This window comes from Aeromonas aquatilis, from assembly GCF_054052405.1.
Genome location: NZ_JBSTYP010000068.1, coordinates 1 through 22,488, shown reverse-complemented (window position 1 = coordinate 22,488; position 22,488 = coordinate 1). Strand labels below are relative to the sequence as shown.

The following is a 22,488-nucleotide window of genomic DNA, read 5'->3' as shown; positions in this document are numbered from 1 at the left end:
TGAAAGGCTGGGGTATCCATGATGGTAGACCTCAAGGTGATGGCCTACTTCAAGCTTAGCCTTTCAACACGTAATTGGGACATAGCCAAAATGAAAGCCTGTTTGAGGTGCAAACTCCAAACGACAAACATACCCCACCCAATTGGCAGCCAATGCCCCCTTACCACGGGTTTTAAACAGCGTTTTTTTGTGTTTGATGATCTCTTCAATAGAAAGCTCATCCAAGCACTCTGTTTTGTAGTACAAATCGACCCGCAGCACCAGCAGACGAGCATAGCGCCCAAACAAACCATTCACATAGCGACGCAGTGATGCTGTATTCCTCTGCGCCCCCTTCATGAAGGTATCGCACTTGCCTTGCATGGCTTCTGACTTCAATTCCGACATCAACTGCTGATACCTGAGATCCAGCTTCTTCTGCGCATCTTGGCTAGTGCCACCATCCATGATCATCTCACGAAGTTGATGCTTGACGACGAAATTACACAAGCAGGCCAGCTTTGGATCTAAATTAAAATACTCCTGATGCAGGTACACCTGTACAGCAAGCGTGATGATACCTGATAGCCTCCCCCCCTCCTTGGTAAGAGGGTAAATCCCCCCCGCCATCTTACTGGAAAATAGAGCAGGAAGAGCCTCCCTCTGCACCAGATGGTCGATGAATCTGAATAGTTGTGGGTAATAAATAGATTGATGACACATCTCGCGCAGCGTTCTTGTTATAGAGGATGCCTTTTTCATGCGCAACGCTTTCATTGGTTTATACAGGATCGGGATAGCATCAATGTCGACGTGGTTATGGCTATACTTAGGCATATTTATTCCTTATTACATGCTTTGATATTACTGATGAATGAGGACATGTGGTCATGTCCTCCTCGTATTCAATCATGACTGATTGAGTAAGTCGTAGGCTGCCTATCGTTGCATCTAGCGATGCATGAGATGATCTGTAAATGAGCTTACCTTAGTTATTTATTAGGTGGCCGAATAAATTACGTTAACTTAGATATTAGTTAGGCAATAGATTAATTAAGTGAACTGCCAATAACATTAAAGCCAATATTCACGACTCAGTTTCAAGCTGAAACATAAGAAGAAAACGCTCATCAACCTCTGATTTAACCGAAGTAACTGAGAATCCAAAAACAACTTGTGATTGTATAGTTAGTGTTCCTTTAATTAATGTCTCGAGCTTGCTTATTTATGGCTTGGCACGTTATCATCCAGCTGCCATTTAGTCGGCATCAAGGGAATCTATTATACCTCCATCAGAATATTGAGCAGGATGTTATTTTTTATTTTCAACATTGTAATAGCACACCATCATTATTGGTTTATGCCCTTGATGGCGATATTCCGTGCGAAGACAGACCTTGTTCTTTGCCATTAACTCATCAATGGCCTTGTCCAGCACAGCAACACTTCTTAATGCCACTAACGCTTTTTGAAGAATTTCATTTTTGGGGATTTCAAAATACATTTGGCTCCCTGCACGTTTTTTCAACCACGCATCTAACTCTTCTGCATGAGTAAGCATACTCGGCATGATATCATCAGCCATCAAGTGAATATGTTGCTTGAAGAAATAGTCGACAATGGTAATAGCAGCTCGCACGGTAGCGGTAGAAACCACCTTACCTCCTGTACAGAAGGCTTCCAGCACCCCGGCTATACGTGTGACATGTTCAAAGTACTTGGCACCAAAATCACCGTACTGACGAAGGTCACCCTGAAGGCCAAGTCTCAACGTGACAGCATTGGCGGTTTCACAAAGCAAGGTTCTCGCCTCTGCACAAAGTTGCAGACTGATGTACTCGTAGCCTGCCTCCCGACGCGCCATCGATTGCATCAAAAGTGCTGCTTGTCGCTGGTAAAACCATTCCAGTGATGCGCGCTCAACCTCATCTTGCTGCTCTTGTGCATCGCCGATGAGCCGCTCCCCCATTGTCGATTTAGGCGCGCAGATGAGTAGACGCGCGCACAGACCTGATGTGATGGCAACGCCACGCTGTTGTTTGAGCATGCGGTGAAACGATGCTGGCTGCGTCATCAACAAACTGCTAAATCGTGCATTGTCAATCGAGAACGCAGCATGACTACCACCGCGGTCAACCCTGATACACTGCTCATCCCACAACGTGTTGAGTAAATGCGGTTTGTGGAATAGCTCGTTATCCAGAATGCTGCCAGCCTCATCGGAGAATAAAAAGAGCGAGGGCCATCCCGTCCCCAGGAGCTTCAAAAGCCCAGTCGTCGTCAGATCGTTCACCAGCAAGCGTTTTTGGACAGGCTTGGTTGGTTTGCTCGCCATATGCTCATCCAGGAGGCGCTTGCATTCCCCTTCCTCCTCACCCAGTGTAATGGCACGCTGATACCCTTTTTTCAGCACGTTATGTTTGATCTCCCAATGTTCCAGCTCGCCAGCAAACTGGGCCATCTCTGTTTGATACTGCATGGCAAGATCACTTTCGAGTGTACGAATGGGTTTCAGGAAACATTTAGCAACGGATGACTTGCCCTCGCCAGACCCGGCTACGACCATGATGCTGGCCGAAAGGGGGAAAGACATGTTGTCCAAGGGCGTGATGACAAACAGATCATGAACTGCAGGTACCATCATGCCAATCAACATGCACCCGATGAGTTCCTCTGAAGCTTGCGTTTGCTTCTTCACACCACGGATGACCGCCTGCAATTGCTCAGACAACGCAGATACAGGAAACCCTACAGGAGCAAGTGCTGCGCGTTGGGCTTCAGATTCTTGTTGGTTGGCAGCTTCCAAGATCTCGCTAAATGATGGCTGATCGCGAAAGATAAGCGCCCCATTCTCATTAATCATTTTTTGAGCCCTCGAGCGAAGAATGGCACGCCTCAACATAAGGACGCGTCGCACACCAATGCATGACCTCACTCATGCGCCACCCTTTTATCCCGCGAGCGGCACCGAAGGGAGAGAGACTGACTGGGCGCGGAAAATCGGGGTCGTAGCCTTTGGACTGGGGGTTGAGGCGGTTATAAATGGTAGAGCGGCCGTACCCAGTCAGGCGTTTCACCTCGGGCAGTCGGATAATTCTGTCTACGTCCTGCATCAGTTGAGTCGCAGCACCTGTTTCACTCGTTTGCATCGCCATGTGATTTCCTCCGTTTAATGTGTACGAGGCCATCATACGGAGCGCATTTTTTTTACGCAGCATGAGGTTCTTTTAAAGAATTTAATGTTGACATCTATCTTTATTTGTGGATGAAAACCAGAAAAGCAATGTGACACGTCATCGGCATACGGCTAACGAGGCTCACCGTTGAATACGCACCAAGAATTGTGATGCCCTTACCAAGCAGAACACGTGCGACACATGATAATATTTTCCACGCATTCATGATGATGAGAGGAAATGCATAATGAAACCACGGATACTGTTTAATCAATTAGATACATTATTGGCTCATGTGAGTGAACGATTTATTGAATTCCACATTGTTTATAATCACGCAAAAATACATCACCAACGTGAAATAGATGAACTTGTAAAAATAAACAAAGAAATAATCAGCGCACTTTACGGAATTAACTTTAGCGATGAAGACATCAAAAAATTAAAAGCAACATCTGAGTTCTGGGACTCCGTACAATCTAATTTTTCTTACGATCGAACTTTAAACTCAGAACTGCTATCTAAAGATGAACAGGAAAAACACACGCAATTAATACCATTTATTGTTAATTACAAGTCAAACCCTGAGTTCATAAATAAAATAAATGGGATCCTAGCTAATTTTCCACACCGATTCTGGTTGAGAATTGCGGACATTGTCAGTGTCGTTACACCAGAGCATTTTTTAGAAAAGGTAAATGCTCTAAACGAGTTTCAACGAATTCAACGTAGCATCAGAACAGATTATGATACCCAATCTATCAGTGTCGCTTTCGACAAAAGTAATACTGAGCTTGCGCCAGTCAGCGATGCCTTATCATTTTACCCAGAAAAAATAAGGCCGGGAATATTTTATATTTACCCAGAAAATGATGAGATCAAGCATTTCTCGAACCTAGCAATAACATGCCATTATGGCGCGAATAAGGATGACATACAAGAGGTACTTGAAGGATACGAATACCAATTTGAAAAATTCAGAAATTATTACCACATGAACAGCAATGACTTTGTCGAGTCTCCTGAAATTGAAAAGCTAAGGCCGTTACTAACGCGGAGTCTCAATAAAAACAAGCACATCAAGCGAACAACTAGCATAGAGGATCATATTCTTGCTCTCATTTGCTGGGAGAACATAAACCTAAACGGCATTGAGACCAAGAAAGCCATATCATCACTTCTCCCAAAGGGTTATGACAGCAATGACTTTGCCTCTTTAAAAGAGAAACTCAAACATATCTCAAAAGCTATGGTGGCATGGGATAAATATTACAGCGAAATGAATGAACTATAATCTATTGTACTGATGAAGCGCATGAGCCAGAATGATGAAGCTGTCATTCTGGCCACTCACTCTGGAGCGAAAAGACACATTATCGCCTGAACAAACCATTCCTCTCCGCCCCAACAAACTATGCCTCTACGACAACAAAAGCCCCAAAAACCAATGATATTTCTCATTATCTTGCTACTGTAGCAAAAATAGCAGATAGCAAAGCCCTTCAATACCTTATTTAGGCTTGCATTATTCAAAAAAGCATGATGTACCTAAGCGAGCATCCATCTCCAAATATATTCATCCCTATATAACCTTTGTGAGATTTATACATAGAGGAATTAAAGATGGCGCACTTGATTGAAACAATGGCCTACACTGGTCAAACCCCTTGGCATGGACTGGGTAATCAATTACCAGAAAAACAGTCTTTAGATATCTGGCAGCAAGCTGCCGGGATGGATTGGACCATCGAACAAAGCGATGTGCTCTACAATGTCACCTCTGATGCGCTGCATATCCGCCCCTTTACGATGAGTAAAGTCCTTTACCGCTCCGATACGCTGGCTCCACTCTCGGTGGTCTCCAAACGTTACAATGTGGTACAGCCTCACGAGGTATTGCATTTCTATCAGGATTTGGTGCAAGCAGGTGGGTTTGAATTAGAAACAGCAGGCGTATTAAAAGGAGGGAGAAAGTTGTGGGCATTGGCCAAAACGGGCCAGGGCATGAAACTAAACGGCGGTGACATAGTGAAATCTTATTTATTGCTGGCGACCAGTTGTGATGGCACCCTCTGTACCACAGCTCAATTTACCTCTCTGCGGGTGGTTTGTAATAATACATTACAGATGGCACTCAATGATAAAGCCGACGCAATTAAAGTGCCCCACTCAACTAAATTCAACCCGGAACATGTCAAGGAAGTGCTCGGTCTTGGTTTAGCAAACTGGGGCCTGTTTCAACGTAATATACATGAGCTGAGTCAGCGCTCAGTCTCTCCTGCTGAAGCTATTCTCTTCTTCAGTGACCTGATTAATGACCCGACAGGTGATGACGGCAACATTGTTCTGAGTCGTCCTACCAAGAAATTACAAGAACTCTACCAAGGTGCAGGAATGGGGTCAGAGCTTACCAGTGCCAAAAATACTGCTTGGGGCTTAGTTAATGCTGTCACGGAATATGTCGATCATCATCGTCGTGCACGCAGTCAGGATAATCGACTTGATTCAGCCTGGTTCGGCCAAGGTGCTCAGCTCAAATCCCAAGCTCTGGAACAGGCTCTCACGTTACTACAATAATTGTTCTTCTCTTTATACCACCGGCATAAACATCCTCACCCGGACTGGCTGACGTCAGTCCGGGTGAGGCGATTTATGCCATCGACGTTGTCTTATTCATTTACTTTGATTGGGTTAATCGCGTTACAAGACGATTAATGGTTTCCAGCAGCAAGGTCCGGTCGGCATCATCAAGTTGTGCCAATTGCTGGCTCAACACAATGCCCTGCTCGGTGGGACGGTTGCTGGTCTCGCGCAAAAAGTCCGCCAGTTCACAACCAAACAGCTGAGCGAGCTCCGCCAGCCGCACTACGGTTGGCACCACGATACCCCGCTCCATTCGGGAGACGGCCTCCATCCCGATATTGAGATGTTCAGCCACCTGCTCCTGGGTAAATCCAGCCTGGCTGCGCTGGCGCGCAATCGCTTTACCCACGCTCTTGGCCAGCTGTTCAAAGTTGATGTCTGTCATAGCCCCTCCAGTCAACCCTTATGGTTGACCATGGACCCATTGACGATAAGGACCTAAAAAGGCGAATATCAACCTTATGGGTTTTATTTCAGCCTAATACGATGACCACCAAGGCTGCTCTTGTCGCCATACAGGCAAGACGCCGCAGCCTTTGGCCAATGCCCTCGCTGGATCGATCATCACTCACGCTCTTTTCACACTCACTATATTACCCAAGGAGAAAATCATGATCCGCTACCCCATCATTGCCACCCTCTTTTTACTGGCTGCCACCATTCATTCCCTCTGGACCGGAGGCTCACCCCAACTTGGGGTATGGGGCCATATCTGGTTCTTTGTGTTCGGCTCACTGTTCTCGTCGTTGGGGATGATGGCTGGCGAACTCTTTCGCCGCTTCACTCAGCCTGATTTGCTGCTGGCTGACGGCGCACAAGAGATGTTCAAGAAGAAGCTGTTTTGGAAAGCCGGTCCCCAGCTCATCGGGGGCGTCGTAGGCTACATAGCTGCCGGCGGATTTTTACAGAATGTGTTGGGTTACTACGTTGGATAAGGAGCATTAACCATGAAAAAATCTTGGATCACGTTGACGGCCATCCTGCTGTGCAATAACGCCCTGGCCTATGGTGAGGCCGGGCGCTGGAGCAGTGGCTGGGGTCAGGGCACCAGCGAATATACGGCGGTGGTCAACGAGCAGAACCATCTCAATATCGCCTGTAATGACACCCGCAAGGTCAGCATGACTGCCACCGTGCAGGGCAAGGAGTATGGCTCTTATGCCGGGCAGGCTTTCGCTATCATCGTCGATGGCAGCCAATACGATGCGCCTTATGAGACCGCTTCCCGTGTCGGGGAGAACAATTTCTTCGACATGTGGGGCAAGCTGCGTAAGGCCAAGTCGATCCGCATTTTGACGGCTGACGGTAAGCAGCTCGCACTGCCGACCAAAGAGGTGGCCTCTGTGCTGCCCACCACCAATACCCCCGAGTTTGATTGCTTGATGTGGGACCAATAGCTCACACCCATTCCATCCCAGAGGAGGCAAATGCCTCCTCTTTTCATTTCAGCCATTCACCCACCCGTGAAGGAGACACACTATGCCACCCTGCATTCCCCCCGAATGCGAGCCGTTCGATCACCAAGGTTTTTGGCACAAACTCTGGGCCTTTGCCAAACGTGCCGGTCGGCCCTTGATCGAAACCTGTCTGTTGCTCTACTACACCAGCCAGAAAGAGGATTTGCCGCTCTGGGCCAAGCTGCTGATCTACAGTGCATTGGCCTATTTTATCTCGCCCATCGATGCGATACCGGATGTGCTACCGATGGGGCTCGCGGATGACATTGCGGTGCTGAGTGCCGCACTCGCCAGCATTACCGCCTTCATTGATGACCAAATCCGTGCCCGTGTTGCCAGAAAAATGCGCGACCTGTTCGGCGACGTTTAACCCGTTCAAGGAGTACACCATGATCATTCCCTTTTTCCGGGACGGCTTTGCCCTGCCCGTTGCCCAAGCGCTGCTCGCGTTACTTAACCAGGAAGTCACCAATATCGACCTCAACCTCGATCGCCTGACCCAACTCACCTTCAACTTTCGCAGCCCCACCTACAGCCCCGAACAAGGAGGGGCTCACCCCGTCGAGATACGTCTGATACGCGGCCTTGATGGCTGGCTGTTCGATTACGTCACCGACTTCAGCTACCAGGGACTGGGCCAGGATGCCGAGCTTTGCAAGGAGCTCGATTTCAACTTCCTGGATGACGAGCACTACCTGCAAGGCTGGGGCCCGATGCAACGCGCCGAAGCTCATGAGTTATTCACCCTGTGGCAGACCAACTTTGTTGCCTACTGCCGGATGGCCTATTTCACCGTCACTGTCAGTGGGGATTAGGAGGTGTGTGATGACTAACGAACTGCCGCTTTCCCACACCTCGCGCCAGTGGCTGGGGCTGGTCGCCGCTAAAGCCAGGCTGCAGCCAACTCGCCAAGGTGAGCGCTGGTTGCTGCACCTCACTCCTAGCAGCCCACATGCCCGCACCGTTACGCTGCATCTGCGCTGGTCTGGGGTGCAGTGGCAACTGCTCTCCCTCACCAATGCCGAGGACTGGCGCACCATGAGCCTGCCCGTGGATGAAATCTGCGTGGACCCACAACGTCGCTGTTTTTGGCGCTGTCAGGCTGGACCGGTGCCACTCACTGAGCAGCCCCGTGTGCTGGGGAGCTTTCTGAGTGACCTGCAGCGTACCTGCATCCACCACGGCTACCGTGTGGAGAGTGACCCCTTACCTCAAGAGGAGGCACTCGATGCCCAAACAACCGATAGCCGTTGAGCTGGAAGCCATCAATCGAGAGGGTGAAACACAGGTGGTGCGTGACAGTGGCCTGACCGTACAGGGCTACAGCGTCTACCTACGGGCTGTGGAGACCAGTGGGTTAGGGCTGGCCACTTGGGTAGCTGACTACGACACCATCGGCCCTGCCTATGAACTGGCCGAGCGATTAAGCCGGGCTCTCGCTATCCCACTCACCGTGCAGGTCCCCGAACCACTAATGCCGGTGAAGCAGGAACCTACCGCCAGGGAAGGCGTCACCACCACGGCCAACTGAACACCCCTCACAGTGAACCAACAACCTCTCTACCTTTGACCCCGACATGCTTCATGCGTGCCGGGGTTTTGTTTATTTGGAGAACCCCACATGCGTTACCACAAACTCAAAGCCGGGGAATGCCCCGGCACCTATGTCGTCACTGAGCCCGTGACAGAGCAAGACCTGCTGCGTATCGCCAACCAGATTGCTCGCAAACGCCTGGCCAAAGGCACCGCCATTACCAGTACTACAGAGGCCTCAGAGCGACTGCAAACCCTGTTGCAGGACCGGGAGCATGAGGTGTTTGGCGCACTGTTTCTCGACTCCCAGCATCGCGTGTTGGCCTTTGAGGAGCTGTTTCGCGGCACCCTCGATAGCGCCAGCATCTACCCACGGGAAGTGGTCAAGCGGGCCTTGTTACTCAACTGTGGGGCCATCATCGCGGTGCACAATCACCCCAGCGGCGACCCCGAACCTAGCCACTCAGACCGGGTCTTTACCCAAGCCCTCAAAGAGGCCTTGGCGCTGGTCGATGTGCGATTGCTCGACCATCTGGTGGTCGGTGCTGAGGGCGTAGTCTCGATGGCCGAGAAAGGTCAGCTATGAACCAGCCCCCAGGCAAAACCCACCTCACCACCCTCGATATCCTCCTCGAGCTGCGCTGCTGGCTGGCAGACAACGTCGAGATGCAGGCAGAGCCCGCCATCGTGGCTCACCTGCCTAACGGCTACCTGCTCACCCAAGCTGACTGTATAGAGACTATCGATACGCTGCTGCATCAGTTGCGGCACTAATCAGTGCCCAAGAGATACAAGCACGATGCGATTACCTAATCCCTATTCCCTGGAGGAAACCCTGAGAAGCTACGCCATCGTCTGGCTGCCGCCTGCAACGAAGATGCACTGACGTTGCTGGAAAAGGCCGTCACCAAGGCGCGTGATGACCGGAGTTATGCCAAGCAGTTTGAAGAGACCTTGCTGCAGGGTTCTACCGTTGAGATACGCGAGTGTCTCAGTTGCTTTGGCGACTACTTTGAGCGCTCCCAGGACAAACCGCCCTATTACCCCCATCACGATGCCGTCAACGGCATTGATTGTGCGCTCTACGCCATCTTGTTTGATGTTGCTCACCCAGACGCAGAACAGGCGCAGCAATAACATACAGGCCGATCGTTCACCCGGATCATTAGAGCCAACACCATGATCCGGATATTCCGACACAACCCACAGGGCCACCTCACCAAAGGTGGCCTTTCGCATTTCAAGGAGTCATCCCATGTCTGCCTTCATGATTGACCGCAAGGATTACCTAGCCTTTGCCGTGCAGTTACACCGTTTTTGCAATACCCCCATGCCACCGCACTACACCCTTGAGTTGCTGCGCACCCTCTGGTGGCTGCCGCCAGCAGACACGACCAGTACCTGGACATGGCGAGTTGATCGGTTGGTACGGTTGATGATGCTCGCCAACAGGCGGGCAGTCTGGCATCGCTATCAGTTAGGACGCCAGCAAGAGCACAAGGAACCACGCCAGCGTGGCTCGACCACGCGGAGCCCGTTTAAACCAGCCCACCGTTACCACCAGGCACCACTCACCGATGCCGAACAGGTGGCGCTGTACAAATTCACCTGCTGCGCCCTGTACCAATCGAGCGAATGGACCGGGAGTCCTGAGCAGGCACCTCGGCTTGTGAAGGTACTACAGCAGTTGCAACAGGCTCTCGCACAAGACGTGCTGACCCGGCTGTCACTGTGGGAGCAAGCCCCTTGGGGAGAGATGTGATGAACCTTTCCATCCCCCTGACAGTGACAAGCTCACCACCGAACTCAACCGCCCAGATAGCCCAGCGTATCGCCGATTACATGACACACCTGCATCATCGTCTGGGTGATGCGGTCAGCGATGAACTGGGCATCAGCATCAGTTACCTAGTCGAACAGTTTGCGCTGCTGGCAGCGGCTTACCGTTCACCTGCAGAAAAAGGGAAACACCCATGATCGAATTCAACGATAGCTTCACTCAGGTCGCAGTAGCTCAGGCCATGAGCGCACATGGCGATTTGCATAGGCTCATTACCTATCAGCTCACCTTCCCGAAGTGGGCACACGACTATGACGAGACCGGCAAGCGCACTGGCCCCGACAAGATCAAGCCCTTGCCAACGATGCACAAGACCACGCTGTTCGTTAGTCCACTGGACATGGTGGACAACCAGCCGCGCGAGATTAACTTTGCGTGGTGGGAGCGTGAGTGTAACGACCTCGGCTATCCCGTTGGGGAGTGGCGACGCACCATTGTGGGGGCCTACTTCAACCACGGCACCAACGACAACCCAAACTGGAGCAGCCACACATGAGCATCTTCGAGCACACGACATGGGGACTGGGCACCCCGAACCGGCCCAAGCTGGGGGCTCGAGCCATTATGCAACGTGGTTATGTTGATTTCCTGGGCGACCGTGCCGGTATGTACGGCGAGCCAGACGAGGCGTGGCGGGCCGAGTGCGACACAGTGCTGCCGCACTTCCTGCGTGAGTTAACCAAGATGGCCAAGGCATACCAGATATGCACCGACATGGACGAGGTGTTTCGCCTTGAACACAAGGGCTGGGTGTGTGAAGCCAGTCCGAGGCGCAGCTACGGCTACCTCTACCTCGACATCTACCGCCCCGCTAACTAGCGGGGTGTTTGTTTCAAGGAGAAGTATCATGAACAAGTTCTATCACGTGGGCACACTGGCCCGCCGTGACGTCACCGCCCTGCTGCACACGCTGACGCACAATGCAGCCGCCAATGCCGAGGGGATCCTCAACTACGTGAGCAGCAAGCTGAACCCCTACGACCCGCGCAAAGAGAAGGCCAAGGCACGGCACACATTGCGCCGGGTCAAGAAGGCTCTGAAGGTAGGGCGTATCCCGCTGGAGCTCACCGTGACGGGTTGCCGCATCGACCGTGGCAGCCATCAGGCTGACCGTTACTACTACGACCGGACGCTGCTGGCCCAGGGCTGGCAACAATACGATACCGAGGAAGACGCCTGGTATTTCGGCATCTGGATCCACACAGAGAAGCTGGAGACCTTTACCTACGCCGAAGGGGATACCAGCCATGTGATTGCGCCAAACGTTAAGGCGTTTCGCGCTGAATTGGCGCGGCTCCACCAGTACCACCCACAAGCATCGGCGTTTATCAGCATCGACCCAGAAGCGGGCGTTGTGACCCACCATTTTGAAGCCAAACCGGAGGTGTGAGATGGCAAAAAACATCACCATCAAGGTGCCCGGCAAACATCCGCAAACTGGCGAGCTCACCACCTTTGAGCAAAAGGGCCAACGCATCGATATCGACATCGGCGGGCAGGCTGTGCCTTTCCTCATTCACGGGAGGGGGATAGGAACGTCGCTCACCCACATCCCGAGCGGCTATCGCATCGCCCTGCTGGGCGGCTGGCTATCCCCTCGCAACTTGAACCCCAAAGACAAACCGAGCCGAGTAATGTGCGCCAAGCTGGCCATCGACCGACTGGTCGGGAGTGCAGGAAGAAGACCTCGGGGTACCATCGGAGCTCGCTGGCGGAGATGGCGATGTCACTGTTCAAGTAGTTGATGACGGGAAAGCTAGGCTCACGAAATTACAACAGCAAGGTGGGTGAAGTGATGATGTATGCCAGTTTGAAAAGAACGACCATTCCATTAACAGCGCCCTGTTGAATGAATAGATGGTACGGCGATCACAAAACAGCCACTTAGCCATTTTCAATGGCACCAGTACGGGATACGCTATGTCCAACATTAGGACATGGTGAGGTACAGGGATCCAAAATATCGATTTTTATACTCAATGACTGAATGATGTGCACAGAAGCGTGCCGCCAACAGCAGGATGCAAAAATCATAGTTATTTATTTTATGAATAGTATTTTTGTTGTCTTGTTGTTGCACAAATTGATGGTGAGGCTATTTGTACTATTCTAGTGCTATGAGATCGCCATGAGTTTATTGTCCGTCGTGAAAAAGATGATATTTTGTTTCAAAGAATTTCAGATTAAATTTTATTTAAAGTAATTGCATTTTTTGCTAAAATTGATTCCTGAGCTCATTAGGAATGGTATCAAGGTATATGGACAAGTTTAAAATAAACAGAAAATCATCTATTTCATCATTTATTGTTGAAAATGTCATTACAAATATAAGTGATGGAGTGCTAAGAGCTGGAGACACGCTACCGACAGAAATGGATTTAGCTGAGTCGTATGGCGTCAGTCGCAACACTGTTCGTGAAGCATTACGAGTTCTTGAGACATATGGTGTCGTTGAAACATCGCATCGCAAGCAGCCCCGAATCGTTGATAACAACCTTGAGGCGAGTATTGGCATTGCAACTATACAGTTCTCTGGTAACAAATCTCGGTATAGAGAGATTCAACAAATACGTAAATTGATGGAGCTTGGGCTTGTTGAAAGTATTGCTTTAAGAGTCACAAATGAACATATTCATCACCTTCAGATGATCAATGATAAAATTAGCAAGTCTGAGTCTATAGCTAATCTAGCAAAACTCGACTTTGAATTTCATACATACTTAGTATCACTCGCTGGAAACTCCATTGTAGAGGCTATTTATTCTAGTTTATCTGCAACCATAATACACATTTTGGAACTTGGTAAAAATCTTGAATCAGGGATTAATGAAGCTAGGGAGGGTCATGAGAAAATAATTTCATCCCTAAAATCAGGACAGACAGATGTTATTTATTCTGCCATGTCAGAACACTTCAATTTCGTAGCTGAGATCCTCGAGGAATAAAATATGCATCTAGATTGCGCTGTCAAAATTTTAAACAGGAACTGTATCGATGGCGCAATATTTTTTAGACCACAAGAGCTGGTGATGTTGGCTAACCATTATCCACACTGGAATGGGTCAGTGCTGGTGTCAACCTGCAATGGTAAACATACATTGTTTGTACCAGACCTTGAGCCCGAACTGCTAGACATAGAAAGTGAAATAGAGGTTGTTTATTATCCATGGGCAACCGCCGTGGTCGATCCTTGGGATGGATTATTAAGCTGCATTGAGGATGTGATTGGGAAAGGGCTATCTATTGCTATCAACACATCATTATCCCAAGCTGCACCATCGTCAAATGCGGGTGAAGGCAGCATTATACCGATGTCATTTTTTATGGCATTGCAAGAAAATTTCAAACTGACAGATGTCAACGATTCATTAAATGAATTGTTGTCTGTCAAAACAGAAAAACAAATTGAAAAAATCAAACTTTCCCATATTGTAGCACTACCAGCAATTGCTGAATTTTTTAAGATACAAGCGGGCAATACGGATGCTGAACTGGTCGCTAAAATTGAATCAAAAGTAACCAAACAAGTAGGAAGTAATGGTGTCTACTATGCAAGAGCTTGGGCAACAATTCAGTCTGGACCTGAAGCTAAGAATGCGGGTCGATACAATAAAACTGGCAATCGAGCAGTCAAAGATGGCGATTGGGCTTTTCTAGAAATTAGCGTCTGCGTTAACGGATTTTGGTTAGATTTGACTCGTACAACCGTTGTTGGGACTCCGACTCAGCAGCAAACAAAGCATTTCGATTATGTATACAGTGCCATCCAAGCTGCACTACGCCTAGCAAAGCCTGGAACTTCACTAAGTTCTTTATATCATGCAGCTATGCAAGTTTTTCAAGATGCTGGTTTGCCGCACTGTTTCACCCACGGTTTAGGCCATGGGACAGGATTTGCCTATCACGACCCATCACTAGCCATCAACAGCGCCAACAATACACGGCTAAGGCCAGGTCAAATTCTCACTATTGAGCCAGCGCTGTATGGTGAAGAGATAAATGGTGGTGTACGTATTGAGGAGAATATTGTCATTACTGACGATGGATTTGAATACCTATCAGTGCCACAAACTAAGATTAAGGAGCTAGCATGAATACAAGACGGGTAGCAATGATTACCGGCGGTCTTCGAGGTATTGGTAAATCGATCACAACTAAGTTAGCTGAACTTGGCTACGATCTGGCTATTCACGCTCGTTCTGCATCAGAAGAACAACGTGCCTGGCTCAATAGTTTGGCTAATCAGTTCGGAGTAAACACAGAAATATTTCTGGCTGATTTCACAGACCAAGAATTAATCAAACCAATGTTTGATGAGTTCACGAAATGCTACTCACGTCTAGATGTACTAATTAATAATGCTGGATTTGAGAACTGCTTCTCAGCAGAGAATATGCCAATAAAAGATTGGAATGAGGTTATTCAAGTTAACTTGACTGCACCTTTCCAATGCTCACAACTGGCAGCTCAAATCATGAAATGTAATGCGGGTGGTGCAATCATAAATATGACCTCTATTCACGATGATGTGCCACGTAAAGGATTGAGCCATTATTGCTGTGCTAAAGCAGCACTACATATGCTCACCAAGACTACAGCACTAGAATGGGCAGAATATGGCATACGGGTTAATAGTATAGGTGCCGGCGCTATCGAAACCGATATGAATCGCGATGCATTGGATAGTTTTGGTCGTGAGAAGTTTCACAGCTGGATCCCGGCTGGGCGCATTGGCAACGTAGATGAAGTCGCACAGCTTGTTGCATATCTCTGCAGTGATAACGCAAGCTACATCACAGGGATAGATATGTATATTGATGGTGGATATAAACTTAATACCATTCGCTATGATGATAGACCTGAAAAGAGAGATTTGACTGTATGAAATTAGGTTTTGGACTCTACCGACATATGTTGGATGACGAGCATCTCAGCTTTGCCAAGCAACTTGGTGCAACGCATCTTATTGTACATATGACTGATTATTTCAATAATAATGATAACTACTCTAAATCAAACCAGCCTATTGGTGACAAGTATGGCTGGGGATATGCAAAAGGTGATATCTGGACAACTGATGAATTGCTAGAGATAAAACAAAAAATTGAGTCACATGGGCTTATCTGGTATGCCATTGAGAATTTCGATCCAAAGCATTGGGATCATATATTGTTTGGTGGAGCGCGGCGAGATGAGCAAATTAAGGTCGTTAAAAAGATCATCAGAAATGTAGGTGCCGCTGGTATTCCGGTATTTGGATATAATTTCAGCCTGACTGGAGTGACTGGCCGTATCATTACCAACGATGCTCGTGGTGGAGCCCAGACTGTTGGCATGAATGGGTCAAATGAGATCCTAGAGACCCCCCTGCCTAATTCAATGGCTTGGAATATGATTGTAGATCCCCATGCGAAAGGTGTCCGCGAAAGCATGGATGTTGAAATACTGTGGGAAAACTTATCCATTTTCCTCCGAGAGATTATTCCTGTTGCAGAAGACGCTGGGGTGATCATGGCTGCACATCCGGACGACCCTCCGGTTGATATGGTTCGTGGCCTTCCTAAATTGGTTAATCAACCTGATAAGTACCAACGTCTATTGGACATCTATCCTAGTGAATCAAATGCACTCGAGTATTGCCTAGGTACTGTCGCTGAAATGTCTGAAGGTAACGTATATGAGGCAACAGAAAAATATGTTTCCCAAGGAAAAGTACCTTATATTCACCTGCGCAATGTAATAGGTAAAGTGCCAAATTATAAAGAAGTCTTTATTGATGAGGGCGATGTTGACATAAAAAGAATTATCAACCTCCTCCATGACCATAATTTTGAAGGTGTGCTTATTCCTGACCACACGCCTCAAATGTCTTGCCCTGGACCATGGCACAGCGGTATGGCTTATGCCATGGGTTATATAAATGCGCTTATAAAAGGATAGTGTTATGCCTCCTGTACCTACAAAAAGCTCTCATTCTAATAATAAAATGGGCTACGTTATATTTATCTGTTTGGCATCTGCATTAGGCGGGTTGCTATTCGGTATTGATATGTTGGTTGTTGGTGGAACAATTAGCCACGTTACTGCAAAGTTTGGATTGTCGGCTGGAGAAACGGGTTGGTTTGTGTCATCAGCTCTCGCTGGATGCTTTATTGGTTCAATGTGCTCTGGTGTTATCGCAGATAAGATTGGGCGAAAAAAACCGTTAATTATTTCCGCTGTGTTAGCGATTATATCTGTAATTGGCTGTATATTTCCTGAGACCTTCACTGAGCTGACGCTCGCTCGCTTTATTGGTGGGTTTGGTATTGGTATTGCGACGATGGTATCACCATTGTTCATTTCTGAAATGTCGCCAGCGAAACACCGCGGAAAACTGACATCACTATTCCAATTGGCTATCACCATTGGAATTGTGGTGGCAATTGGCTGCAATGCACTCATAGTGACGACAGCAGAAGGAAAGGTTAGTTCAGGCTCACTCATGGACTATATTTTTATTGAGGAGATGTGGCGTGGCATGTTTGCAGTTGAATTGCTACCTGCGGTGATTTTCTTGCTTATATGTGCAATATTCCCAGAATCTCCGCGTTGGCTTGTTAAAGAGGGTCGGGATGCTGAGGCCAAGAAAATTCTGCTCCGAGTCGTTGATGAAGATGAAGCTCAACAATCTATCAACGATTGTAAAGCTATCATGGCTGAGGAAAAGCAAGGCACCTACAAAGAGCTATTTACTAGCAAGAGCAAGAGAAAGGCTCTGTATATTGCGTTATTCTTAGCTATCGTCTCTGAATGGTCAGGTATTACCGCCGTGTTTTATTATGGGTCTACCATTTTAGAGAAAGCGATGGGACAGGGGGCGGCACTTGGTGGTTTTACGTTGATCGCTATCATTAACGTTACATTCACGATTGGCTCGATGTTCTTCATTGATCGAATTGGTCGCAGAAAACTACTAATGATTGGTACGGTCGGTTGCGTCACTGCACTGATCCTTATCGGAATATTTATCGATAACCCTGAGGCATCAGGAACTTTATTGATTGTATTGTTCTCGTTTTTCGTTGCTGCATTCGCAACAGCGATCGGAGGTATTAAATTCACTGTAGGTGCTGAAATATTTCCAACAGCCGTTCGTGGCCGAGCCATGGCGTTATCAACTGCCGCAGTATGGGTTCAAGGTACGTTGATCAACTCATTCGTACCGGTATTCATGGAAAACTTCAGTGCTGGTTCATTGTTCTTCCTGTTTGCTGCTATTTTGTCAACACAGATACTGTTCATTATCAAAGTCATGCCAGAAACAGCAAATCGTACCCTGGAAGAAATCGAAGCAGCGTTAGCTTAATAGGATTTATTCAGCATGGAACAATGGCATATTCGTTCAAAAAAAATGCATGCGGTTGTTAACCAAGCTGGAGCGATGTTGGGTCAACTGGTGGTTGATATGGGCAATGGCTTATTTCAACCACTGGCCTTAGCTCCTTGGGTTAATGATCCTAACAAGGACACACTCGTACCCATATTGAGAAATTTACAAGGTGAGTGGTTGTGTGTCCCATTCGGAATCAAGAAAAACCTAGAGAATTTTTCAAGAATTAATATCCCTCAAAATATAGCAGCACTTGATGATCTCGTAGACAATGATGTTCCACACGGAATAACCAGCAATCTGGACTGGGAACTGATAGAACATACAGGTGATTCGGTAAAGCTTTTAATGGAGTTCCCAGTTGATTACCCAGTAAAGAGGGTGATCAGAATAATCAAGTTAAATGATTTTATTAACGGGGTTGAGATGTCCTGTGAGGTGATAGCCAGAACTCATGTTCTTATCCCTATCGGTATTCATCCTACGTTCTCTGTGTCCACCGAGCCGTATCAGACGCAGATTCAATGCGCTGGATATTCGATTGGAAAGACATACCCCATTGAGTTTGAGTCAAGCTCTGAATTTAAAATAGGACAAACTTTCACATCGTTATCTGCTGTTCCACGCACTGATGGTAATTTAGAAGATGCAACTAAGTATCCCTTTGCAGAGGATCGCGAGGAGCTTGTTCAGTTATTGAACATTGATGGTGTAGTATCAGTCGAGCGTTATGATGTGGGTTATAAAAGCATTCTTGAATGGGAGTCTGATAAACTTCCACATTGTTGCTTGTGGATGAGTTGTAAAGGCCGCTCAGAGTATCCTTGGCTTAATCGGCATCTTGCCTTGGGTGTAGAACCAACGCATTCATTTTTTGATCTTAATCCTGCCTTGGCTATGAATGAACAATCTAAATATAAACACGGGCTTGTTGAAATTCACGGTAACAAGCCATTTACAATGAATTACTCAATTCGATTTGAAAAATTGTAGGAGTGATGTAATGACTTTAAATTGGGAAAATGACAAAAAATTATTTGAATTGGTTAAGGAGAAACTTTTTGTTGCTTTGGTCGGCGATGTCATGGATAAAATGGGTTATACACATCAGTTCTTGGCGCAAAAGCTGAAGCCAATTACCAATGATATGGTTATTATCGGCCGTGCCATGCCTGTCCTTGAGGCAGATTTTTTTGGTGATGCGTTTGGTAACAATTCAATTTCATCCAAGCCATTTGGCCTGATGTTTGAGGCGTTGGATGACCTTAAAGAAGATGAGGTATACATTTGTGCCGGTAGTTCTCATCGTTATGCATTGTGGGGGGGCTTGATGTCTACTCGTGCGATGAAGTGTGGCGCAGCAGGGGCTGTCGTTCATGGGTTCCATCGTGATACTAACGAAATCGAGCGACTGCAATTTCCTATCGCATCCTTTGGTAGTTATGCCCAAGATCAAGGTGTGAGAGGCAAAGTTGTTGATTGGCGAGTCCCAATTGAAATTGATGGCGTTTTGGTCCGCAATGGGGACATTGTTTACGGCGACCGTGATGGTATTCTGATTATTCCTCAGGAAATTGCAGAGGAGGCTTTCAGCGGCGCATTCGTCAAAGCTGAGGGGGAAAATGAAGTGTTGAAGGCATTGCAGGACGGCATGTCTACTGTCGATGCGTTTGAAAAATTCGGGATCATGTAACGATTAGGTAAGTGTTCACTGGGGGCACTTCTGTACGCACGACTGTTGTAGTCATGTATAAAATTCTGCGTCAAGCTTATAGCAAGGTGCCATCTAGTATTCGTCGTAAAATGTATCTGTCAAAACGCTCTTAGTGAACATTTACTGAGGTATTTGTTATGGAAATTAAAAATATCGCCATTATTGGTGAATGTATGATCGAGTTGAATGGCAAACCATTTGGCTTGATGCGGCAAACTTTTGGAGGCGACACACTTAATGCTGCCGTTTACATGTCTCGTAGTTGCGAACACAGTGGCGTTAAAGCGCAAGTTTCATATGTCTCTGCACTAGGATGTGATCCGATTAGTGATGAGATGGTCACATTGTGGCAGAATGAAGGTATTAATACCGATCTGGTTTTGCGCGACAAAAATAACAACACAGGTCTATATCTGATTCAGCTAGATGAGCATGGCGAAAGAACATTTTTTTACTGGAGAAATCAATCGGCAGCAAAATATTTACTTCGACATGCTGAGTTCGCAACAATAAAAGAAAATTTGAAAACGACAGACATGATTTTCCTGAGCGGAATTAGTTTGGCGATACTGGATGAGGATGCTCGAAACGCATTACTGAATTATATTGCTGAGCTTAAGGCTAATGGTGTAACAATTGCCTTCGATAGTAACTTCCGCCCCAAACTGTGGTTGGATTCTCATACCCTCGATGAGGTCAGGGCAATCTATGCTCGCATGTTCGCGCTTACTGATATCGCGTTAGTAACATTTGATGATGAGCGTGAAATTTGGGATGACCAGAATACAGGGGACATTCTTGACCGATTAAATGCACACGGTATCAAGAAAGTGGTAGTCAAACTTGGTAGTGATGGCTGCCTCGCACAAGATTTTGCAAGTTCGAGCGAGGCAACGATAGTCAAAACTACACCTGTAGCCCATGTCGTCGATACAACATCCGCTGGGGACGCATTTAATGGTGGATTCTTGGCGGCATATGCTGCAGGTCTTGGGTTAATGGAGTGCTGTAAGAAGGCTAATGCGCTTGCCGGTATTGTAATTCAATATCAGGGAGCAATTGTCCCCCGTTCCGCGACTAATTTTTAATGAGGTATTTCTATGAAAACGCTAGTAAATCAGTTAGCTCAAATCAAGTTGATTCCTGTCATCGTCATTGATCATGCTGAAGATATCATTCCTCTGGGTAAGGCTCTGGTCGACAATGGATTGCCAGCAGCAGAAATCACATTCCGTTCGGAAGCGGCAGCAGAGGCTATTCGCCTTCTTCGAGAACATCAACCTAACATGCTGATTGGTGCTGGAACAGTGCTCAATCAACAACAGGCACTGGCCGCTAAAGAAGCCGGTGCCAGCTTTGTTGTATCGCCTGGATTTAACCCTACTACAGTAAAGGTTTGCCAAGAACTGAACATCCCCATCATCCCAGGCATCAATAATCCCAGCACTATTGAAGCTGCACTGGAAATGGGATTAACTACATTAAAATTCTTCCCTGCAGAGGCGTCTGGCGGTACTGCCATGATTAAGGCTTTATTAGCACCTTATACCAATATCAAGCTGATGCCTACCGGGGGGATCTCTACGAAGAACATTCGTGACTATTTGTCTATTCCTCGTGTAATTGCCTGTGGCGGCTCCTGGATGGTTGATAAAACACTTATCGAGAACAAGGAATGGGACCAAATTGGGCATCTTGTTCGCTCTGCGGTGGAGTTAGTGAGAGAAATAGAACCCTACAATTAACTGCAATGTTTTTTAACATTTCGATCTGCTTATTCTACAACTTTATAAGAGAGCAATGAACAAGTGGTTTGGAATAAACACTACTGAAGTCGGTGACATGTTAAATGGGGCCCGTGAGGCCCTTTATCATTGTTCAAAAGCCGAGTAACAAGTAGAAATATAATAGCTTATCTATGCCCCTCAGTTGAATGCGCTGATCAACTTTCAACAAATACGTCCTAGATCATGGCCCCAAGGCTGGCAATTTATTCAAAATTTCCCGGCCCGTGCTCTGAATTTTCTTTGTCACAGAGGAGAAGAGATGGATCACATCGATACCCAAGGTTGGTGCTGGCATGGTCCCGGTGGACCAGAGCAACTCGTAATGACTCCTCTCCTCCTATCCGGACCGGGTCTGGGAGAGGTGTTAGTGGAAAATCGTGTCGTCGCTATTAACCCAGTTGACTGGAAACTCATGGAGCGAGGCCACAGTGCCTGGCTACCAGGTCAAGTACCAGGCGTCGATGGCATGGGGGTGATCCGTGCTGTCGGCCCCGACGTAACTCACCTCCGGGTCGGCAGTCGGGTTGCCTACCACACGGATCTACGCCGCCACGGTAGCTTTGCCCTGCACACGATAGTGCCAGCAAGAGCCCTTGGCAGTCCCGGACACTCTTTCAGACAAAGTGGCCGCAGCCTTTCCTTGCCCCGGTCTTACTGCTTGGCAGGCGCTGAGCAAGCTACCAAATATCCAAGGGGAAGCGGTACTAATCACTGGCGCAGGAAGTAACCTTGGGCGATACAGCTTAGCCTTGGCCTTACAACGCGGTGCCAGAGTCTTTGCCTCGGCAGCCCACTGCCACCACGAGGAATTGCATCGCCTCGGAGTTAAGGTGGCTGACTATCACAACAAAGACTGGCTAGCCGCCTTGCGCGACGCCAACGGTGGCGAATTATTTGGCTATGTCCCAATTACGTGTTGCATGGGGTATCCCAGCGCCTCATGCAAACACGTTTTGATATTCACTTCCCTTCCGTAACGCTCCAGCA

At 47.7% G+C, this 22,488-nt stretch carries 31 protein-coding genes; 26 read left to right on the top strand and 5 right to left on the bottom strand.

Going from position 1 to position 22,488, the window contains the following annotated elements:
* Positions 1-63 precede the first annotated feature (63 nt).
* The 3 genes from ACW5W8_RS20580 to ACW5W8_RS20570 all read right to left on the bottom strand — a co-directional run bounded on the left by ACW5W8_RS20580 (position 64) and on the right by ACW5W8_RS20570 (position 3,197).
* Positions 64-816 (bottom strand): YagK/YfjJ domain-containing protein, encoded by a 753-nt coding sequence (locus tag ACW5W8_RS20580; protein ID WP_498630036.1) that lies wholly within the window; start codon positions 814-816, stop codon positions 64-66.
* Between the two features lie 475 nt (positions 817-1,291).
* Positions 1,292-2,842: a DUF3987 domain-containing protein gene (locus ACW5W8_RS20575; protein WP_498630034.1), complete on the bottom strand. Its 1,551-nt coding sequence runs from the start codon at positions 2,840-2,842 to the stop codon at positions 1,292-1,294.
* Positions 2,835-3,197: a helix-turn-helix transcriptional regulator gene (locus ACW5W8_RS20570; protein ID WP_498630032.1), complete on the bottom strand. Its 363-nt coding sequence runs from the start codon at positions 3,195-3,197 to the stop codon at positions 2,835-2,837. Before ACW5W8_RS20570 ends, ACW5W8_RS20575 begins: the two co-directional genes overlap by 8 nt.
* A gap of 205 nt (positions 3,198-3,402) precedes the next feature.
* On the opposite strand from ACW5W8_RS20570, the gene ACW5W8_RS20565 reads away from it, so the two are divergent.
* Both ACW5W8_RS20565 and ACW5W8_RS20560 read left to right on the top strand, forming a co-directional pair.
* The gene (locus tag ACW5W8_RS20565; RefSeq protein WP_498630030.1) at positions 3,403-4,449 is read left to right on the top strand and encodes a hypothetical protein; all 1,047 of its coding nucleotides are present in this window, start codon (positions 3,403-3,405) and stop codon (positions 4,447-4,449) included.
* A gap of 329 nt (positions 4,450-4,778) precedes the next feature.
* A complete protein-coding gene (locus tag ACW5W8_RS20560; RefSeq protein ID WP_498630028.1) occupies positions 4,779-5,732 on the top strand; it encodes a DUF932 domain-containing protein in 954 nt (317 codons plus the stop codon).
* Positions 5,733-5,832: 100 nt separating this feature from the next.
* On the opposite strand, the gene ACW5W8_RS20555 is transcribed toward ACW5W8_RS20560, so the two are convergent.
* Entirely contained in the window at positions 5,833-6,183 is a 351-nt protein-coding gene (locus ACW5W8_RS20555) for a helix-turn-helix domain-containing protein (RefSeq protein ID WP_498630026.1), read from the bottom strand.
* 226 nt (positions 6,184-6,409) lie between these two features.
* Here ACW5W8_RS20555 and ACW5W8_RS20550 point away from each other — a divergent pair, with 226 nt between their 5' ends.
* The 8 genes from ACW5W8_RS20550 to ACW5W8_RS20515 all read left to right on the top strand — a co-directional run bounded on the left by ACW5W8_RS20550 (position 6,410) and on the right by ACW5W8_RS20515 (position 9,562).
* Positions 6,410-6,733 (top strand): hypothetical protein, encoded by a 324-nt coding sequence (locus ACW5W8_RS20550; RefSeq protein WP_101320153.1) that lies wholly within the window; start codon positions 6,410-6,412, stop codon positions 6,731-6,733.
* A gap of 12 nt (positions 6,734-6,745) precedes the next feature.
* On the top strand, positions 6,746-7,195 hold the full coding sequence (locus ACW5W8_RS20545; protein ID WP_498630024.1) for a YfjT/YkfB family phage-associated protein: 450 nt from the start codon (positions 6,746-6,748) through the stop codon (positions 7,193-7,195).
* Between the two features lie 82 nt (positions 7,196-7,277).
* Entirely contained in the window at positions 7,278-7,625 is a 348-nt protein-coding gene (locus ACW5W8_RS20540; RefSeq protein ID WP_498630022.1) for a YkvA family protein, read from the top strand.
* 19 nt (positions 7,626-7,644) lie between these two features.
* Positions 7,645-8,070 (top strand): DUF2787 domain-containing protein, encoded by a 426-nt coding sequence (locus ACW5W8_RS20535; protein ID WP_498630020.1) that lies wholly within the window; start codon positions 7,645-7,647, stop codon positions 8,068-8,070.
* 10 nt (positions 8,071-8,080) lie between these two features.
* Complete coding sequence (locus tag ACW5W8_RS20530) at positions 8,081-8,509, top strand: hypothetical protein (RefSeq protein ID WP_498630018.1); 429 nt, start codon at positions 8,081-8,083, stop codon at positions 8,507-8,509.
* Positions 8,484-8,786 carry a hypothetical protein gene (locus tag ACW5W8_RS20525; protein WP_498630016.1) on the top strand — a complete coding sequence of 101 codons (303 nt, stop codon included), beginning with the start codon at positions 8,484-8,486 and terminating at the stop codon, positions 8,784-8,786. Before ACW5W8_RS20530 ends, ACW5W8_RS20525 begins: the two co-directional genes overlap by 26 nt.
* Before the next feature lie 90 nt (positions 8,787-8,876).
* Entirely contained in the window at positions 8,877-9,374 is a 498-nt protein-coding gene (gene radC / locus ACW5W8_RS20520) for a RadC family protein (RefSeq protein ID WP_498630014.1), read from the top strand.
* Complete coding sequence (locus ACW5W8_RS20515) at positions 9,371-9,562, top strand: hypothetical protein (protein ID WP_498630012.1); 192 nt, start codon at positions 9,371-9,373, stop codon at positions 9,560-9,562. Before radC ends, ACW5W8_RS20515 begins: the two co-directional genes overlap by 4 nt.
* Positions 9,563-9,631: 69 nt before the next feature.
* Here ACW5W8_RS20515 and ACW5W8_RS20510 read toward each other — a convergent pair whose 3' ends face one another.
* Positions 9,632-10,027 (bottom strand): hypothetical protein, encoded by a 396-nt coding sequence (locus ACW5W8_RS20510; RefSeq protein ID WP_498630011.1) that lies wholly within the window; start codon positions 10,025-10,027, stop codon positions 9,632-9,634.
* A gap of 16 nt (positions 10,028-10,043) precedes the next feature.
* Between ACW5W8_RS20510 and ACW5W8_RS20505 the strand changes: the two genes are divergently transcribed.
* The 16 genes from ACW5W8_RS20505 (at position 10,044) to ACW5W8_RS20430 (ending at position 22,228) form a co-directional block, all read left to right on the top strand.
* Positions 10,044-10,550 (top strand): hypothetical protein, encoded by a 507-nt coding sequence (locus ACW5W8_RS20505; protein ID WP_498630009.1) that lies wholly within the window; start codon positions 10,044-10,046, stop codon positions 10,548-10,550.
* Positions 10,550-10,765: a hypothetical protein gene (locus ACW5W8_RS20500; RefSeq protein WP_498630007.1), complete on the top strand. Its 216-nt coding sequence runs from the start codon at positions 10,550-10,552 to the stop codon at positions 10,763-10,765. Before ACW5W8_RS20505 ends, ACW5W8_RS20500 begins: the two co-directional genes overlap by 1 nt.
* Positions 10,762-11,124, top strand: coding sequence for a hypothetical protein (locus ACW5W8_RS20495; protein WP_498630005.1), 363 nt, complete (start codon positions 10,762-10,764; stop codon positions 11,122-11,124). The genes ACW5W8_RS20500 and ACW5W8_RS20495 overlap by 4 nt, the downstream gene beginning before the upstream one ends.
* Positions 11,121-11,447: a type IV toxin-antitoxin system YeeU family antitoxin gene (locus tag ACW5W8_RS20490; RefSeq protein ID WP_498630003.1), complete on the top strand. Its 327-nt coding sequence runs from the start codon at positions 11,121-11,123 to the stop codon at positions 11,445-11,447. The genes ACW5W8_RS20495 and ACW5W8_RS20490 overlap by 4 nt, the downstream gene beginning before the upstream one ends.
* 28 nt (positions 11,448-11,475) lie before the next feature.
* The gene (locus tag ACW5W8_RS20485; protein WP_498630001.1) at positions 11,476-12,018 is read left to right on the top strand and encodes a hypothetical protein; all 543 of its coding nucleotides are present in this window, start codon (positions 11,476-11,478) and stop codon (positions 12,016-12,018) included.
* 1 nt (position 12,019) lies between these two features.
* The gene (locus ACW5W8_RS20480) at positions 12,020-12,373 is read left to right on the top strand and encodes a hypothetical protein (protein ID WP_498629999.1); all 354 of its coding nucleotides are present in this window, start codon (positions 12,020-12,022) and stop codon (positions 12,371-12,373) included.
* 513 nt (positions 12,374-12,886) lie between these two features.
* Complete coding sequence (locus ACW5W8_RS20475; protein ID WP_498629997.1) at positions 12,887-13,573, top strand: FadR/GntR family transcriptional regulator; 687 nt, start codon at positions 12,887-12,889, stop codon at positions 13,571-13,573.
* A 3-nt stretch (positions 13,574-13,576) separates the two neighbouring features.
* Positions 13,577-14,722 carry a M24 family metallopeptidase gene (locus ACW5W8_RS20470; protein ID WP_498629995.1) on the top strand — a complete coding sequence of 382 codons (1,146 nt, stop codon included), beginning with the start codon at positions 13,577-13,579 and terminating at the stop codon, positions 14,720-14,722.
* A complete protein-coding gene (locus tag ACW5W8_RS20465; protein ID WP_498629993.1) occupies positions 14,719-15,513 on the top strand; it encodes an SDR family NAD(P)-dependent oxidoreductase in 795 nt (264 codons plus the stop codon). The genes ACW5W8_RS20470 and ACW5W8_RS20465 overlap by 4 nt, the downstream gene beginning before the upstream one ends.
* Positions 15,510-16,568, top strand: coding sequence for a mannonate dehydratase (locus tag ACW5W8_RS20460; protein ID WP_498629992.1), 1,059 nt, complete (start codon positions 15,510-15,512; stop codon positions 16,566-16,568). The genes ACW5W8_RS20465 and ACW5W8_RS20460 overlap by 4 nt, the downstream gene beginning before the upstream one ends.
* A gap of 4 nt (positions 16,569-16,572) precedes the next feature.
* Positions 16,573-17,976: a sugar porter family MFS transporter gene (locus tag ACW5W8_RS20455; protein ID WP_498629990.1), complete on the top strand. Its 1,404-nt coding sequence runs from the start codon at positions 16,573-16,575 to the stop codon at positions 17,974-17,976.
* Positions 17,977-17,991: 15 nt separating this feature from the next.
* On the top strand, positions 17,992-18,993 hold the full coding sequence (locus ACW5W8_RS20450; RefSeq protein ID WP_498629988.1) for a hypothetical protein: 1,002 nt from the start codon (positions 17,992-17,994) through the stop codon (positions 18,991-18,993).
* 10 nt (positions 18,994-19,003) lie between these two features.
* Positions 19,004-19,693 (top strand): RraA family protein, encoded by a 690-nt coding sequence (locus ACW5W8_RS20445; protein WP_498629986.1) that lies wholly within the window; start codon positions 19,004-19,006, stop codon positions 19,691-19,693.
* A gap of 158 nt (positions 19,694-19,851) precedes the next feature.
* The gene (locus ACW5W8_RS20440) at positions 19,852-20,802 is read left to right on the top strand and encodes a sugar kinase (RefSeq protein WP_498629984.1); all 951 of its coding nucleotides are present in this window, start codon (positions 19,852-19,854) and stop codon (positions 20,800-20,802) included.
* 12 nt (positions 20,803-20,814) lie between these two features.
* Positions 20,815-21,459, top strand: coding sequence for a bifunctional 4-hydroxy-2-oxoglutarate aldolase/2-dehydro-3-deoxy-phosphogluconate aldolase (locus tag ACW5W8_RS20435; protein ID WP_498629982.1), 645 nt, complete (start codon positions 20,815-20,817; stop codon positions 21,457-21,459).
* Between the two features lie 301 nt (positions 21,460-21,760).
* A complete protein-coding gene (locus ACW5W8_RS20430) occupies positions 21,761-22,228 on the top strand; it encodes an alcohol dehydrogenase catalytic domain-containing protein (RefSeq protein ID WP_498629980.1) in 468 nt (155 codons plus the stop codon).
* The last annotated feature ends 260 nt before the right edge of the window (positions 22,229-22,488 follow it).